At 54.7% G+C, this 16,155-nt stretch carries 14 protein-coding genes; 6 read left to right on the plus strand and 8 right to left on the minus strand.

Annotated features, from left to right (window positions below; genetic code table 11):
* Positions 1 to 7: 7 nt before the first annotated feature.
* From CMQ96_RS25370 to rep, 3 genes are all read left to right on the plus strand, one after another.
* The gene (locus tag CMQ96_RS25370; protein ID WP_032711118.1) at positions 8 to 757 is read left to right on the plus strand and encodes a nucleoside phosphorylase; all 750 of its coding nucleotides are present in this window, start codon (positions 8 to 10) and stop codon (positions 755 to 757) included.
* Positions 757 to 1,479: a nicotinamide riboside transporter PnuC gene (pnuC, locus tag CMQ96_RS25375; protein ID WP_049131533.1), complete on the plus strand. Its 723-nt coding sequence runs from the start codon at positions 757 to 759 to the stop codon at positions 1,477 to 1,479. The genes CMQ96_RS25370 and pnuC overlap by 1 nt, the downstream gene beginning before the upstream one ends.
* A 102-nt stretch (positions 1,480 to 1,581) precedes the next feature.
* The gene (gene rep / locus CMQ96_RS25380; RefSeq protein WP_024360636.1) at positions 1,582 to 3,600 is read left to right on the plus strand and encodes a DNA helicase Rep; all 2,019 of its coding nucleotides are present in this window, start codon (positions 1,582 to 1,584) and stop codon (positions 3,598 to 3,600) included.
* 3 nt (positions 3,601 to 3,603) lie between these two features.
* Here rep and CMQ96_RS25385 read toward each other — a convergent pair whose 3' ends face one another.
* Genes CMQ96_RS25385 through CMQ96_RS25395 form a run of 3 tightly spaced genes read right to left on the minus strand, consistent with a single transcriptional unit; the run spans position 3,604 to position 7,000 of the window.
* Positions 3,604 to 4,566: a PfkB family carbohydrate kinase gene (locus tag CMQ96_RS25385; protein ID WP_098067520.1), complete on the minus strand. Its 963-nt coding sequence runs from the start codon at positions 4,564 to 4,566 to the stop codon at positions 3,604 to 3,606.
* Complete coding sequence (locus CMQ96_RS25390) at positions 4,550 to 5,965, minus strand: cytosine permease (protein ID WP_098067521.1); 1,416 nt, start codon at positions 5,963 to 5,965, stop codon at positions 4,550 to 4,552. The genes CMQ96_RS25385 and CMQ96_RS25390 overlap by 17 nt, the downstream gene beginning before the upstream one ends.
* 18 nt (positions 5,966 to 5,983) lie before the next feature.
* Positions 5,984 to 7,000 carry an ADP-ribosylglycohydrolase family protein gene (locus CMQ96_RS25395; protein ID WP_004133296.1) on the minus strand — a complete coding sequence of 339 codons (1,017 nt, stop codon included), beginning with the start codon at positions 6,998 to 7,000 and terminating at the stop codon, positions 5,984 to 5,986.
* A 220-nt stretch (positions 7,001 to 7,220) separates the two neighbouring features.
* On the opposite strand from CMQ96_RS25395, the gene CMQ96_RS25400 reads away from it, so the two are divergent.
* On the plus strand, positions 7,221 to 8,006 hold the full coding sequence (locus CMQ96_RS25400; protein WP_049086033.1) for a GntR family transcriptional regulator: 786 nt from the start codon (positions 7,221 to 7,223) through the stop codon (positions 8,004 to 8,006).
* Positions 8,007 to 8,041: 35 nt separating this feature from the next.
* Here the strand turns inward: CMQ96_RS25400 and CMQ96_RS25405 are convergent, their stop codons facing one another.
* The 5 genes from CMQ96_RS25405 to rhlB all read right to left on the minus strand — a co-directional run bounded on the left by CMQ96_RS25405 (position 8,042) and on the right by rhlB (position 13,799).
* Positions 8,042 to 8,764: a DUF554 domain-containing protein gene (locus CMQ96_RS25405; protein WP_004133293.1), complete on the minus strand. Its 723-nt coding sequence runs from the start codon at positions 8,762 to 8,764 to the stop codon at positions 8,042 to 8,044.
* A 61-nt stretch (positions 8,765 to 8,825) separates the two neighbouring features.
* The gene (locus CMQ96_RS25410) at positions 8,826 to 9,824 is read right to left on the minus strand and encodes an amidohydrolase family protein (protein WP_004133291.1); all 999 of its coding nucleotides are present in this window, start codon (positions 9,822 to 9,824) and stop codon (positions 8,826 to 8,828) included.
* Between the two features lie 136 nt (positions 9,825 to 9,960).
* Positions 9,961 to 10,881: a LysR family transcriptional regulator gene (locus CMQ96_RS25415; RefSeq protein WP_004133290.1), complete on the minus strand. Its 921-nt coding sequence runs from the start codon at positions 10,879 to 10,881 to the stop codon at positions 9,961 to 9,963.
* Positions 10,882 to 10,899: 18 nt separating this feature from the next.
* Positions 10,900 to 12,408, minus strand: a complete 1,509-nt coding sequence (gppA, locus tag CMQ96_RS25420; protein ID WP_162685363.1) for a guanosine-5'-triphosphate,3'-diphosphate diphosphatase — start codon at positions 12,406 to 12,408, stop codon at positions 10,900 to 10,902.
* A gap of 125 nt (positions 12,409 to 12,533) precedes the next feature.
* Positions 12,534 to 13,799, minus strand: coding sequence for an ATP-dependent RNA helicase RhlB (gene rhlB, locus CMQ96_RS25430; RefSeq protein ID WP_024360632.1), 1,266 nt, complete (start codon positions 13,797 to 13,799; stop codon positions 12,534 to 12,536).
* Between the two features lie 341 nt (positions 13,800 to 14,140).
* On the opposite strand from rhlB, the gene trxA reads away from it, so the two are divergent.
* Entirely contained in the window at positions 14,141 to 14,470 is a 330-nt protein-coding gene (trxA, locus tag CMQ96_RS25435) for a thioredoxin TrxA (RefSeq protein ID WP_004097507.1), read from the plus strand.
* Between the two features lie 329 nt (positions 14,471 to 14,799).
* Positions 14,800 to 16,059, plus strand: coding sequence for a transcription termination factor Rho (gene rho, locus CMQ96_RS25440; RefSeq protein WP_002883293.1), 1,260 nt, complete (start codon positions 14,800 to 14,802; stop codon positions 16,057 to 16,059).
* The last annotated feature ends 96 nt before the right edge of the window (positions 16,060 to 16,155 follow it).

The following is a 16,155-nucleotide window of genomic DNA, read 5'->3' on the forward strand; positions in this document are numbered from 1 at the left end:
CGGGAGAATGTCGCTGCAACCCCATATCCAGTTAAGCAAAGAGATGACCGGCGCGCGATACGCGCTGCTGCCGGGCGACCCGCAGCGGGTCGACCGCATCGCCAATTTTCTTGATAATCCACAGCCGCTCGGTCAGAACCGGGAGTTTCGCGCCGCGCGCGGCTGGTATCAGGGCGTCGAGATTTTGGTACTCTCCACCGGAATCGGTGGCCCCTCCACCGCGATCGCCATTGAAGAACTGCGCCAGATCGGCGTAACCACTCTGATTCGTATCGGCAGCTGCGGGGCACTGCAGGATAATCTTGCGCTCGGCGACGTGATTATCGCTCACGCCGCGGTGATGGATGACGGTACCAGCCGAACCTATGCGCCGGCGGGCTATCCGGCCTGCGCTGACCCACAGCTGACCTGGGAACTGATGGCGCAGGCGCGGCAGATGAATATCCCGGCCGCGTGCGGTCTGGTGCGTAGCCATGACAGTTTCTATACCGATCGTGAGGCGGAACTGGATGCGCAGTGGTCGGCGCGCGGCATTCTGGGGGCGGATATGGAGAGCGCCGCCCTGATGACTATCGGCGCGCTGCGCGGGCTACGTACGGCTTCATTACTCAACGTGGTTGTTGCCCATAACGGTTGTCTGGATAGCAGCATCAATGATTATGTCCAGCAGGAAGCGCTGTGCCAGCAGGGCGAAGAACGGCAAATTACCCTGGCGCTACGCGCCATTTATTCCGCTAGCCAGCAAGGAGGTTTGTGATGGATTTTTTTAGCATTAACAATGTGATGGTCAACATTCCTCTCGGCGAAGGCGGCTATGCGCTATCGTGGATTGAAGCCATCGGTACCATATTCGGCCTGTTGTGTATCTGGTGCGCCAGCCGGGAAAAAATCATCAACTATCTGTTTGGCCTGATCAACGTCACGCTGTTTGCGGCCATTTTTTTCCAGATTCAGCTCTATGCCAGCCTGCTGCTGCAGGTGTTTTTTTTCGCAGCCAACATTTACGGCTGGTACGCGTGGAGCCGGCAAAACGAGGCGCAGGAGGCCGCGCTCAAGGTACGCTGGCTTTCCCGTCAGCAAACGCTGGCGCTGGGCGGCGTCTGCGCGGTGGCGATTATTTTGATGACGTTGTTTATCGATCCGGTGTTCGCGACGCTCACTCGTATCATGATTGCCCTGCTGCAAACTTTCGGTATGCAGGTTGCGATGCCCGACCTCCAGCCCGATGCCTTCCCGTTCTGGGATTCCACCATGCTGGTGTTGTCGATTGCCGCCATGGTGCTGATGACGCGTAAGTTCGTCGAAAACTGGCTGCTGTGGGTACTTATTGACGTGATTAGCGTCGTTATCTACGCGGTACAAGGCGTTTACGCCATGTCGCTTGAATATGTCCTGCTGACGGCGATCGCGGTGATGGGCTCGTACAGCTGGATCAAGAGCGCGCAGCGTAACGGCTATACTCCGCTTGCCGCATCCTGATTGACCGATTTCCAGGCTGCCTGAATGGGCAGCCTGTTGCTCTCACCGCCCCTCTTTCTGCTACAATCCCCACCCCGTTCGAAGATTGAGCAAAATACACCCATGCGTTTAAATCCTGGCCAACAACAAGCCGTCGAATTCGTTACCGGACCGTGCCTGGTGCTGGCGGGTGCCGGTTCCGGTAAGACCCGCGTTATTACCAATAAAATCGCCCACCTGATCCGCGGCTGCGGCTACCAGGCGCGCCATATCGCGGCGGTTACCTTTACCAACAAGGCGGCGCGCGAAATGAAAGAGCGCGTCGGGCAAACGCTGGGGCGTAAAGAAGCGCGCGGCCTGATGATTTCCACCTTCCACACGCTGGGGCTGGATATCATCAAACGCGAATACGCTGCGTTAGGGATGAAATCCAACTTCTCGCTGTTCGACGATACCGACCAGGTGGCGCTGTTAAAAGAGCTCACCGAAGGGCTGATCGAAGACGATAAAGTGGTGCTTCAGCAGCTGATCTCCACGATCTCCAACTGGAAAAACGATCTGAAAACCCCTGCCCAGGCCGCCGCCGGCGCGAAAGGGGAGCGGGATCGGATCTTTGCTCACTGCTACGGGCTGTACGACGCGCATATGAAAGCCTGTAACGTACTCGACTTTGACGATCTGATCCTGCTGCCGACCCTGCTGCTGCAGCGCAACGAAGAGGTGCGGGAGCGCTGGCAGAACAAGATTCGCTATCTGCTGGTGGATGAATACCAGGACACCAACACCAGCCAGTACGAGCTGGTGAAACTGCTGGTGGGGCAGCGGGCGCGCTTTACCGTAGTCGGCGATGACGATCAGTCGATCTACTCCTGGCGCGGCGCGCGGCCGCAGAACCTGGTGCTGCTAAGCCAGGATTTCCCGGCGCTGCAGGTGATCAAGCTGGAGCAAAACTACCGCTCTTCCGGGCGTATTCTGAAGGCGGCCAACATCCTGATTGCCAACAACCCGCACGTCTTCGAAAAGCGCCTGTTTTCCGAGCTGGGCTATGGCGTAGAGCTGAAGGTGCTCTCCGCCAACAATGAAGACCACGAGGCGGAACGCGTGGCTGGCGAACTGATCGCCCATCACTTTATTAATAAAACCGCCTATAAGGATTACGCGATCCTGTATCGCGGCAACCATCAGTCGCGGGTTTTCGAAAAGATGCTGATGCAAAACCGCATCCCGTACAAAATTTCCGGCGGCACGTCGTTCTTTTCCCGTCCGGAAATTAAAGACCTGCTGGCCTATCTGCGCGTGCTGACTAACCCTGATGACGACAGCGCCTTCCTGCGCATCGTCAATACGCCGAAGCGCGAAATCGGTTCGGCGACGCTGCAAAAGCTGGGCGAATGGGCGATGGGGCGCAATAAAAGCATGTTTACTGCCAGCTTCGATATGGGCCTGACCCAGACGCTGAACGGACGCGGCTATGAGTCTTTGACCCGCTTCACCCACTGGCTGCGGGAGATCCAGCAGCTTTCAGAGCGCGAGCCGATTGCCGCCGTCCGCGATCTGATCCGCGGCGTGGATTATGAATCCTGGCTCTATGAGACTTCGCCCAGCCCGAAAGCCGCCGAAATGCGGATGAAAAACGTCAATACGCTCTTCACGTGGATGACGGAAATGCTGGAGGGCAGCGATATCGATGAACCGATGACCCTCACCCAGGTCGTGACCCGTTTTACGCTACGAGACATGATGGAGCGCGGCGAGTCGGATGAGGAGACGGATCAGGTACAGCTGATGACGCTTCACGCTTCAAAAGGGCTGGAGTTCCCCTACGTCTACCTGGTTGGCATGGAGGAAGGGCTGCTGCCGCACCAGAGCAGTATTGATGAAGACAACGTCGATGAAGAACGCCGTCTTGCCTACGTGGGTATCACCCGCGCGCAGAAAGAGCTTACTTTTACCTTGTGCAAAGAGCGCCGTCAGTACGGCGAGCTGGTGCGACCGGAGCCGAGCCGTTTCCTGCTGGAGCTGCCGCAGGATGATCTGATTTGGGAGCAGGAGCGCAAAGTGATTTCGCCGGAAGAGCGCATGCATAAAGGTCAGGCGAACGTCGCCAACATCCGGGCGATGCTGGCGAAAGCGCGTAAATAGCGGCTAGCGGCCGTTTTGCTGCTGACTCTGGAACTGACGTAGCTCTTCGCGACCCGGAGCACCGTCTGCACCCGGCCGGGTGACGACAATAGCCGCTACTTCATTGCCCAGCAGCGCGGCCTGGCGCAGATCCATCCCGCAGGCCAGCCCGGCGATCGTACCGGCGCAGTGGCTGTCTCCAGCGGCAATCGTATCGTAGACCTTCACGCGGCAGGCAGGAATATGCTGCGGTTGTGCGTCAGGTTCAACCACCCACGCGCCATCTTTATCGAACCGACAGATCGCCCGTAAATGCCAGTCGCTGGCGAGCCGTGAAGCGGCGTCAAGGGTCGCGCTATCCAAATCGTATAAACGTGCACACAGCACGCTGAGTTCATCGTGATTCAGAGTGAGCACAGGAGCTTTGCCCAGCAGCGCCTGGATAAAGTGAATATCCAGATCGTTCAGACGCGGGCCAAAATCGACAAACAGCGTTTTATCTTCCGTAAGGTCCAGAATCCACTGGCGCAGCGCTTCGCTGGCCAGCTCGTAGCCAGAGACATAAATTATGGCGTCCTTCGGCTGCGGAATTTGTGCCAGCAGCTCGTTGTTCCAGTGCTGCTCGCAGCCCTCAATGGTGATAAACGTCCGCTCTTTGTTCGCCTCGACGAGTGCCAGACACCAGCCGTTATCGTGGGTGGGGTGGCGCAAGAGGACGGGTAGGTTTTCCAGCGCCATTTTCTGTGCAACGGCCTGCCCCCACTCGCCATTGCCCACCGGTATCGCGTTTATCAAAGGGAGTTCAAGGCGCGAGAGCGCGCGGGCGACATTAAACGCGCAGCCGCCAATCTGCCGTCCGCCATCGCGGGCAGAAACATCGCTACCGCTATGCGGCAGCGCATCGAGATGGAGAATCATGTCGCCAAAAGCGGCGCCGATAACCACGATCGGCCGCCGCGGCGACAGCAGGTCAGCTGTTATTGTCACGGCTGGCCTCCTTTCTTGCGCCGAACGCCAGATACAGCGCCAGGCTCAGAATAAAAGAGACAAACAGACCCAGGCTGGAGTCCGCGAAAATGCCGACCGCGAAAGGTCCGTCGATAAACCCGGTTTTGGATACCATCAATCCCGCCAGCGCGCCGACAATCCAGCAGCCCAGCGCGGTGCGGTTCGCTCCGCTTTCCCTGAATAAATCAGCTTCAGCATATCCGGCTCGGCGGCGAATCCGATAAAAATCGACCATAAAAATGGCGGCCCAGGCGGCCAGAAATACGCCGCAGAAAATCAGAAACGCGATGAAAGGGCCGAGAAAATCTTTCGAGACAAACAGCACATAGAGCGCGATCCCCAGCACCAGAACGGCATCAAGGGCTACGGCGGAGCGCTGCTGGAGCTTAATCCCCATGCTTAACAGGTTAAGGCTGGCGGAATAGAGACTCAGCACGGCGATGGTCACGACCCCGGCGGTCGCCGCGGCCAGATAGGGGATTGCCATCCAGGAAGGCAGCAGTTTGCCAATCGCTGAAATGGGGTTCTCGCTGGAGGCCAGGTCGGGGATCTGGGCGGTAAGCAGTATCCCGGTGAGCATCAGCAGCAGTAGGGGGAGCGCGGCGCCGCTGACAACGGCGAGAAAAATAGGCTTTTCACCGGCGTCGGGACGCTGATCCCGGCTATAGTCGGCGCCGGCGATAGCCCAGCTGATGCCGGTGCCCGCGGCAATAATTGATACCGCTGGCAAAAAGCCGGTGAGCCAGCTGCCTGAAGGCAGCGCGAGGATGGCCTGCCAGTCTGCGGTGAAGAGTAAATAGATCACTACCAGCAGCGTCATGGCGCCAAAGATCCGGGTGATCCATTTTTGCATCATCAGCACGGCATTTTGTCCGAGCACGCTGACCAGTACGGTCAGCCCGCCAAACAAGAAAAGCGACAGCGCGGTGGTGGTCAGGCTCTCTTCAAGACCCATGGCGGCAAACAGCGCGACGAGGGTGAGCGTGCCGGTAATGATATTGACCGCTTCCCAGCCCATCAGATTCACCCAACAGAAGCTGGTGGGCGCGATATTGCCGCGTTTGCCAAAAATGACCCGGGAGAGGGTGAGCGTCGTGGTGCGGCCGATTTTGCCGGCGATGCTGGTGACGCCGACCAGCGCAAAAGAGGCGACGCCCGCCACGGCGGCAAGGAGCGACTGCCAGAATGAGAGGCCAAACGCCACAATGACCGCGCCGTAAACGACACCAAGAATGCCAATATTCGCGGCGCACCAGACGAAAAACAGCTGGACCGGTTGTTGGGTCTGGTGGACCGGAGGAACGAGACCGATCCCTAATTCCGCCATTCCGGGATCTGCCGTCTGGATATTTCCATCGTATGAAGCTTTGCTGTCCATAGTGATGCCCTCAGTGAATTATGCGAAGCGGTATCCTGCAAGCCGCTGTGCGTAAGGCGCGAAGTCGATGCTGTTGGCCTGCTTAATCTGTTGTATAGGTTCTTCAGGAAAAGCCTCTATGCCATGAAGCGCGCCGCAGATGGCGGTTGCCATCGCGCCAATAGTGTCGGTGTCGCCGCCTAAATTGGCTGCCAGCATAGCGCATTTCATGGGCTGCGTTTTTGCCAGCTCGACCAGCGCAATCGCTGCGGGGACAGACTCGATAATATCCATACCGGCGCCGATATCCTCATAAATACGTTCGATACCTGTCAGGTGGTCAGTCTCTCCGGAGATCGTTTCCAGCGCCAGGTGGATACGGTTCCCAAGAAGTGGACTAAAAGTGGACTCGTAATGGCGCTGGGTTTCATTTGCCAGCGACGCCAGCTCCGTTTTGATTAACGGCCATTCGGCCCCTTCAATGGCGCGGCTGATCGCCCAGGCAATGACCACCGCGCCGGCGATGGCGATGTCGGATTTGTGCGTCGGCAGGCAGGATAGCCGCACTTGCTCAATGAAAAACGCCCTGTCCTCGGTGGGCAGTCGACAGCCCATCGGCGCCACGCGCATTGCCGCACCGTTGGTCACGCCGTTGGCCGCGATCTCATCCAGCGGTTGCCCCTGTTCGAGCGCGATCAGAGAAGCCTTTGAGGTTGGGCCGAGAATATTTTTCTCAAATGCCTGGCAGCGTCGGGCCCACAGCAGGATGTGTCTGGCGATGGCCAGTGGATCGGTCACGCCGTTGTTTTCATCAAGCGCATCCATCAGCGCGATGCACTGATGGGTGTCATCCGTGAACTCGGCGGCGCGAAATTCGCAGGCAGCAATATTCTCTTTCGGTCCGGGAAGAAAGCGTTCAATCCAGCCAAAATGGTTAATGATTCGACGTTTAGGCCACAGTTCAGAGGGCATGCCCATCGCATCACCGATGGCTTGCCCAAAAAGACAGCCAAGGATGCGGCTTTCGGCAATATAGGTAGGGCGAATATCAGACATCGTCGGCTCCCAGGAAGAAATGAATAAAAGTTAATCTAAAAATAGATCCAGATTAAGTCCAGTTAAAGTCCTTTATCATCATGCTGTGATCGCAGGCGCATTCTGAGAGAAAAATGCGGCGCTCAAAATAGTGGGGAGACGTTATGATGGGGCTATTGATTCCAGTATGGATCCACTATGATAAATCCACTGCCACTGAATTCCGCAAGGCCACGAAATTATGTCGCAACCGTTGCTTGAGTATATAAAAGGGCGTCTGAATGCAGAGGCTCCCGCGCCGCTTTATATTCAGCTTAAACAAGCTATTGAAGCTGCGATGACGGAGCGGTTATTGACGCACGGCAGCATTCTGCCCTCCGAGCGCAAAATGTCGCAGACGCTGGAACTATCGCGCGTGACGGTGGTTAAGGCCCTTGATGCGCTGCTGGAAGCCGGGTTGGTGATTAAGCGCCATGGAAAAGGGACCGAGGTGAATCTGCCGGTAAGCTATAACCTTGCCAGCGGCGGGTTTTCTGCCCAGCTACAAAATTCAGGAACGGTGTCCAATCGATGGCTGGTGCGGGAAAAGCTGGCGGCGGATGATTTTCTGGCTCGTGAGCTGGAGATCGCGGTCGGCGATCGGGTGGCGAAAATTAAACGCGTACGTCTGGTCGATGCCCTTCCGGTTTCTATCGAAACCATGTTTATTCCCGAGCATTTCTTGCCCCGCCCGGATTTACTTGAAGGGTCGCTGTACGCGCACTGGGCGGAAAATGCTATTTTTCCCGATCTTCAGGATTACTCCTTGACGGTACATGTTCCTTCGGGGGAAGAGCTGAATTTGCTCGACTTGCCGCAGGGGGTGCCATTGATGAAAATTACGCTGAAAAGCCGTAATGCTCAGGGCGAGGTGCTTGAGTACGGTACCGCCTTCTGCCTGAGCAATTACTTTAATTTTGATTTCAGAGTGAAGCTCCAGTCGTTGCCTGGCGGCAAACCAGACGTCGTACGCAGAAAAGAGGCGTGATGCCAGTATCCGGGCGATGCTGGTAAAGATGCCCTTCAGGCGATGCATTGTTGCCAGGCGGCGGAGAAGGGCATTACCAGCAGCAGCGAGGGTAGCATGTTCGCCGTTGGAAAAGCGCGAATACCGCAGAGTCGAAAACCCGTCGCCAACATGACGATGCCGCCGCAGGCCGTAAAATCCGCGATCATTGACGGAGTGATAAACACCATAATAAAGCTGGCGGCGAAGAAGAGGATCGCAAATACAATTAGCTGGGGCACAAAAATAACGGCGATGATATACCCCAGCGCGGAGGCAAAAATAGCGGCGGTGAAGAAGTCGAGAATAGATTTAGTGATCAATATTGTCGCATCTCCGGTCATTCCTTCGGTTAATGCACCAAAAATACCGGTTCCGCTGGCGCAAAACAGGATCAGTACGGCGATAAACTGGTTGGTAAAATCCTCTGGCTCCATACCGGAGTTGCCGTTGGTGGGAAAAACCTTCTCGATAGGACCCCGAAGCTTCATTGCGGCATTTTCGATAAGCTTTTCGATATGCAGCAGGCTACCGATAATGGTACCCACGATGACTGCCAAAGCAATAGGCGGCAGATTTATCAACTTATTGAGAAAAAATACACCCATACTGATGGATATTAATCCGGCGATTAGCGGTAAGGTTTTTTTTAAATGCTCAGGAATAAATCGGTTGAGAGAAGCGCCAAAAATGGCACCGATAAGCAGTGAACCACTGCAAATAAAAATACCTAGCGGCATGATATATTCTCCATAAATGAAAAGGGCCTGTTATTAGGCCCTTTAGTTGTAATGGGATGGGTTATTTAATATTAAACACGCGGCTAGCGTTGCCCCAGGCAATTTTATCTTTCAGTTCAGTATCCATTTCCAGCGGATCGAACCAATCGCAGGCCTGATGAATATCTTCATAGGGATAATCGACGGAAAACATCACGCGATCCGGGCCCATAATATCAAGCGCATTTTGCAGCGAATAAGTATTAAAGTGGCCGCTGGTGGTCACGATAAAGTTATTCTGCAAATAGTGCATTAATGGTTTTTCTGCTTTGCCGAGGCCGCAGCCGAAACGCTGGCGATAGAGACGATGCTGCGTTCGTGGCAGCATATGGACCAGTCCTTCGCCTAAATGGCCCAGCACCAGATTCAGGTTTGGATAGCGGTCAAACAGTCCGCTCATCATCAGGCGAATCGCATGAACTGCGGTTTCCTGCGCAAACCCCCAGGCGGAACCGATCAGGCTTTCATAGCCGGTGTAGATACCGCGCGCAGCGCCTTCTAATGGTTCACGAGGATGCAGATAAACGGGAACGTTCAGCTCATTGACTTTATCCCAGAATACCAGCATCGATTCATCATCCAGGTACAGGCCGTGTTCGCTATCCTGGACATTGGTATAACCGTTAATCAGCGCGCCTTTCATTCCCAGTTTTTTTACTGCGCGATCCAGCTCTTCGGCCGCAGCTTCGGGATTTTGTAATGCTAAAGTAGCGAATGCGCTGAATTTATCCGGATTGGGTTTAACGTAGTTCTCGATGATATAGTCATTGGTTTCGCGAGCAAAAGATACGGCTGTCGCTTTATCTAAAATAGATTGGGCCCCAGGTGAAGTTAAAGAAAGGATAACATGGTCAATATTCCTCTGGGCCATTTCATTCAGCTGATAGCTACGATCTAATAAGCGGCGCTCAACGTCCTGCATGTATTCAGAACCATTTCTTGAGGCTTCACCCGTTGCATCCCACAGGCTGTTATTTTTAGGTGTTGAAACGTGCTCTTCTAAAGCGATTTTACCACGCATAATCTATTCCTCTAATCGTTTTCGATATTATCTGATGCGAGGAGAATAGGATTTTTTACGTATTGGCAGCAATATGCAGAATGTAATACAGACTATCAGGAAAACTAATACAGTATTATGATTTGAGGTCTAAAAATTAATAGATGGTTGTGTTACTGCCCGTTGTGGGTAAGTTGACGATCAGCGACCGTAGCCAGATATGCCCCGGATCGCGATGTAGACGCTGATGCCAGACCTGGCGAATAGCAATTTCCGGTAACGAAAATGGCAACGGCCAGCTGCAGCAGGGATAGCGATTAATAATATGGTTCGCCAGCTGCTCGGGGACGACGGCAAGCAATTCGCTATCCGCAACCAGTTCGCCTGCGCCTAAAAAGCTGGGGAGGGTGAGGGCGATACGGCGCGGCATGCCGTACTCATTAAGCAATTTATCGATATCGCCATGCCCTGTGCCGTTGACGTGAACGGCAAGATGCTTTTCCAGCCGCCAGTTCTCGGCAGTAAACGAGTCTCGGATCCGCGGATGGTTTTCTGCCGCCAGGCAAACGTAGGATTGATTAAACAGGCGTTGCTGATAAACGCTATCCGGTAGCTGCATCAGATAGCCAATAGCTAAATCGCATTTACCCGACTCAAGCGCGCCCAGCGTTTGATCGTCGATATTCAATACGGAAAAAGTAATGCCTTCGGCGCGCTGCTGCTGTAGCAGAGCCTGCAGCGGCGGTAACAACGTCATTTGGCTAATATCGGTCATGCCGATAGTGAAGTTACGCGTATTGGTTTGGGGGTTAAATTCAGGATTGCCGGGAAGTTGGTTATCGACTAGCTGAAGAATGGTAAAAATGGTCTGGGCGATATCATCGGCGCGAGGCGTGGGCACCATACGTTGCCCGATTCGCACAAACAGGGGATCGTCAAAATGCTCGCGCAGCTTTTTCAACAACAGGCTGCCGGTCGGCTGACTGACGTTGAGCGCTTCGGCGGCAGGAGAGACATTCCCCAGGCGGAAGAGGGCGGAAAAAAAACGTAGCGATTTGAAGTCCAGTTCTTCTCGCATGATATTCCCCTGATTGGGCTATTTTGCTGCGCCATCCTCGTTCAGCAGTAGCGGCCAGTGAACGTAGCTCTGCCACTGGCACTCCTGTTCGACCATTTCCCGGCCCAGCGGATGATTTTCCATCCACCCATGGGGCAGCGTTAATGTCAAATTTTCATCGACGGCAGCCAGCGTAATCATCGGCAGCAGGTCGTCGCGTCGGCGGCTGGCAAACAGAATAGCCAGACGCAGCAGACGACACATATGCTCCGCGACTCTCGGCGGAACCGCGTTTTGTTGATGAAGGGAAGAAAGGTCGACGGTGCTGGTTTGGTTTAACAGCAGGGTCGCCAACAGCTTCTTTTGCGCGGGGGTAAAGCCGGGCAGGTCCAGATTGCGCACCAGCCAGGCGGCGTGCAAAGGCGCCTGCTTGTACTCCACGCTCAGGCCGATTTCATGCAGCTGGCAGGCGCTTTGCAGCAAATCGAAGCATAGCGGCTCAATTTCCCAGCTGTTTTCCACCTGATGAACGAAATGGGCGGCCAGCTGGGCAACGCGCTGCGCCTGTTCGGTATCAACCAGAAACCGGCGCTGAATATTACGTAAGGTACGACTGCGAATATCCTGATCGATCGACAGGTGCAGCATGCCGTAGACCAGACCTTCACGCAGCGCGCCGCCGGCGAGCGTCATGCACTGAATGTTCAGCTCGCTGAAGATGGCCATGAGAATCGCCAGTCCGCTAGGAAAGACGAGCGCGCGTTCAAGGGTCAGGCCTTCAATCTCCAGCTCTTCCAGACGACCGCACTGAATAGCGCGCTGTTTGAGCTGCTGTAGTTTGGCTAAGGTGATGCGTTCATCCATCCCCTGCGCCATCATGATTTCTTGTAACGCCTGGACCGTACCGGAAGCCCCGACGCACACTTTCCAGCCGTGATAGCGCAGAACATCGGCGACGGGACGCAAAACTTCACGCGCGGCGGTTTCGGCCTGGTCAAAGTTTTCTTTGGTCAGGCTGCGATCGGCGAAGTACCGTTCCAGCCAGGTCACGCAGCCCATCGACAGGCTAAAAAGCGAGGTGGTTTGCGCGCCGGTGCCGGTAACCAGCTCGGTGCTGGCGCCGCCAATATCCACGACCAGACGCTGATCCGCGCCGCCGGTTGTATGCGCGACGCCCTGATAAATCAGGCGCGCTTCCTCTTCGCCGCTGATAACCTGCACCGCGCAGCCGAGGATTTCCCGCGCTTTTTCCAGAAACTCACCGGCGTTAACCGCCAGGCGCAGCGTCGCCGTAGCGACCACGCGGATTTGCGTCGGGGGAATATCCTGCAAACGCTCGGCGAACAGGCGCAAGCATTGCCAGCCGCGCTCCATGGCTTCGGCAGAGAGCGTGTTGTCGCCATTAAGGCCAGCGGCCAGACGGACTTTGCGTTTGATACGACTGAGGGTCTGGATGCTCCCAGCCACCTCGCGTACAACCAACATATGAAAGCTATTGGAGCCAAGATCGATAGCTGCATAGAGCGAGGTGGAACTCATACACTTCATCCTTCAAGCTGCCTCTGCGCTGGCCGCGTTCTCTTTCCCGGAGCGCTTACCTGAGTAGGCTCATCGGGATTCGTTCTCTTGCCGCCTTGATGCAACTTGCATGATGTTGTGTATGGCATATTGCTTTAACCTGAACGACGACGATTACGTGGTGGACCGTTACGACGCGGGCCGTTGCCAGGGCGCGGGCGCGTGAGGCGCAGCGGTCTGGGCAGTTCGGTCATGAGCGCGTCAGAATTGTATTTGCTGACCGGAATTGAATGACCAATATAGGTTTCAATCGCCGGCAGGTTCAGCGCGTACTCTTCACAGGCCAGGCTGATGGAGTGACCGCTGGCGCCAGCGCGGCCGGTACGGCCAATACGGTGAACGTAGTCTTCGCAATCGTCCGGCAGGTCGTAGTTAAAGACGTGCGTAACGGCCGGAATATGCAGACCGCGGGCGGCAACGTCGGTTGCGACCAGAATGTCGATATCGCCGCGGGTAAATTCATCGAGAATTCGCAGGCGTTTTTTCTGCGCGACGTCGCCGGTTAACAGGCCAACGCGATGGCCGTCCGCCGCCAGGTGACCCCAGATATCTTCACAACGATGCTTGGTATTGGCGAAAATAATCGCGCGATCCGGCCACTCTTCTTCAAGCAAGGTCTGCAGGAGGCGCATTTTTTCTTCGTTGGAAGGATAGAACAGCTCTTCTTTAATACGGTGGCCCGTTTTCTGTTCAGGCTCAACTTCGACGTACTCGGCGTTGTTCATTTGTTCGAACGCCAGTTCACGGACGCGATAAGAAAGGGTGGCTGAGAACAGCATGTTCAGGCGCTGATTCGCCGGCGGCATACGGCGGAATAGCCAACGGATATCTTTAATAAAGCCGAGATCGTACATGCGATCGGCTTCGTCAAGAACGACAACCTGAATGGCGCCGAGGTTAATATGGTTCTGTTTGGCGTAGTCGATAAGGCGACCGGTGGTACCGATCAAAATATCCACGCCGCTTTCCAGTACTTTCAGCTGCTTATCGTAGCCGTCGCCGCCGTATGCCAGGCCCAGCTTCAGACCGGTAGACTGCGCCAGCGGTTCGGCGTCAGCATGAATCTGTACCGCCAGTTCACGCGTCGGCGCCATGATCAGCGCGCGCGGCTGGTTGACCTGGCGGTCAGCGATCGCCGGGTGAGTGAGAAGATAATGAAACGTTGACGTCAGAAACGCCATCGTTTTACCGGTACCGGTTTGCGCCTGCCCGGCGACATCGCGACCTTCCAGCGTAAGCGGGAGGGCGAGTGCCTGGATGGGTGTGCAATTATGAAACCCTTTCTTTTCAAGGGCTTCAATCACTGCCGGGTGCAGGGCGAAGTCGGAAAACTTCTGTTCTGTTAAATGTGTTTTGCTCATAGTGTGGTAGAATATCAGCTAACTATTGCATTAAGAAAGCGTATCCGGTGAAATAACGTCAACCTTTCGTTGGCTATGTATGAAATTATTCAAGGTGCGTCTGCGGCAACTGAACGAATCTTCGAAAGCTTAGACTACTAAGCGAGGCGAGGGTGACAAATCTGCGATAAGCCGGTTTGAACGTGGGTTGCTTTATCTTTTGCGGGGCAAAGTTCATGATGGACATTGTGACGCAGATCGATAAAAGAGGCATTCTGAAGAACAGCGTGCGTAACGTAGCATCGACACGTCGTTGATGGCCGCGACACCAACACACCAGGCTTATTCCTGTGGAGTTAAATATGAGCGATAAAATTATTCACCTGACTGACGACAGTTTTGACACGGACGTACTCAAGGCTGACGGGCTAACCCTCGTCGATTTCTGGGCAGAGTGGTGTGGTCCGTGCAAAATGATCGCCCCGATTCTGGATGAGATCGCTGAAGAGTATCAGGGCAAACTGACCATTGCGAAACTGAACATCGATCAGAACCCGGGCACCGCGCCGAAATACGGCATTCGCGGTATCCCGACCCTGCTGCTGTTCAAAAATGGCGAAGTTGCAGCGACCAAAGTTGGCGCGCTGTCCAAAGGCCAGTTAAAAGAGTTCCTCGACGCCAACCTGGCGTAAGCGGCTTGCTCTCCCGGCGTCCAGCCTCCTATTTTTTGCGGATCTCTGGACGCCCGGCGAGAGTCGTGCTAAGTTAATCTCAGACTTCGTTTTAAACATACCTTTGTTTGAATCTTGTTTTACCCAAAGCGTCCCGCAAAAATGCGCGTGAGGCTTATAATCCGGGCTTATCACTCATTCCGTTTAGTCGTTTCAGTTCTGCGTTCTTTCCTGTGACCAGGCAACGTACAGACACGAGATGAAGGCCGTTAACAGGCATGGATGTTCCTGCCATACCATTCACAACATTAAGTTCGAGAATTACCCCGAGTTTAAGAACCCACACCATTATGAATCTTACCGAATTAAAGAATACGCCGGTTTCTGAGCTGATTACTCTCGGCGAAAATATGGGGCTGGAAAACCTGGCCCGTATGCGTAAGCAGGATATTATTTTTGCCATCCTCAAGCAGCATTCGAAGAGTGGCGAGGATATCTTTGGCGATGGCGTACTGGAGATACTGCAGGATGGATTTGGTTTCCTCCGTTCAGCAGACAGCTCCTACCTCGCCGGTCCCGACGACATCTACGTATCCCCCAGCCAAATCCGCCGTTTCAACCTCCGCACTGGTGATACCATTTCCGGTAAGATTCGTCCTCCTAAAGAGGGTGAGCGTTACTTTGCGTTGTTGAAAGTTAACGAAGTTAACTACGATAAGCCGGAAAACGCGCGTAACAAGATTCTGTTCGAGAACTTAACCCCGCTGCACGCAAATTCACGTCTGCGTATGGAACGTGGTAACGGCTCAACGGAAGACTTAACCGCCCGCGTACTGGATCTGGCGTCGCCGATCGGCCGCGGCCAGCGTGGTCTGATTGTCGCGCCGCCGAAGGCCGGTAAAACCATGCTGCTGCAGAACATCGCGCAGAGCATTGCGTACAACCATCCTGATTGCGTACTGATGGTACTGCTTATCGACGAACGTCCGGAAGAAGTGACCGAGATGCAGCGTCTGGTTAAAGGTGAAGTTGTCGCTTCGACCTTTGACGAGCCGGCATCCCGCCACGTTCAGGTTGCCGAGATGGTTATCGAGAAGGCGAAGCGTCTGGTTGAGCATAAGAAAGACGTTATCATCCTGCTCGACTCCATTACCCGTCTGGCGCGCGCCTACAACACCGTGGTCCCGGCTTCCGGTAAAGTGTTGACCGGTGGTGTGGACGCCAACGCCCTGCATCGTCCGAAGCGTTTCTTCGGCGCCGCGCGTAACGTGGAAGAGGGCGGCAGCCTGACCATCATCGCTACGGCACTGATCGATACCGGTTCTAAAATGGACGAAGTTATCTACGAAGAGTTTAAAGGCACCGGTAACATGGAGCTTCATCTCTCTCGTAAGATCGCAGAAAAACGCGTCTTCCCGGCTATCGATTACAACCGTTCCGGTACCCGTAAAGAAGAGTTGCTCACCACTCAGGAAGAGCTGCAGAAGATGTGGATCCTGCGTAAAATCATTCACCCGATGGGTGAAATCGACGCGATGGAATTCCTCATCAATAAACTGGCGATGACCAAAACTAACGATGACTTCTTCGACATGATGAAGCGCTCGTAAGTTAAAAATGCCAGAAAACGCCACGCTATTGCGTGGCGTTTTGTTTTCCGGGTTTGTATGATCCAGCAAGGGAAAACAAAATGGGTATTAACGTAT

The sequence above is a fragment of the Klebsiella sp. MBT K-1 genome (assembly GCF_002556465.1).
Classification (GTDB): domain Bacteria; phylum Pseudomonadota; class Gammaproteobacteria; order Enterobacterales; family Enterobacteriaceae; genus Klebsiella; species Klebsiella grimontii.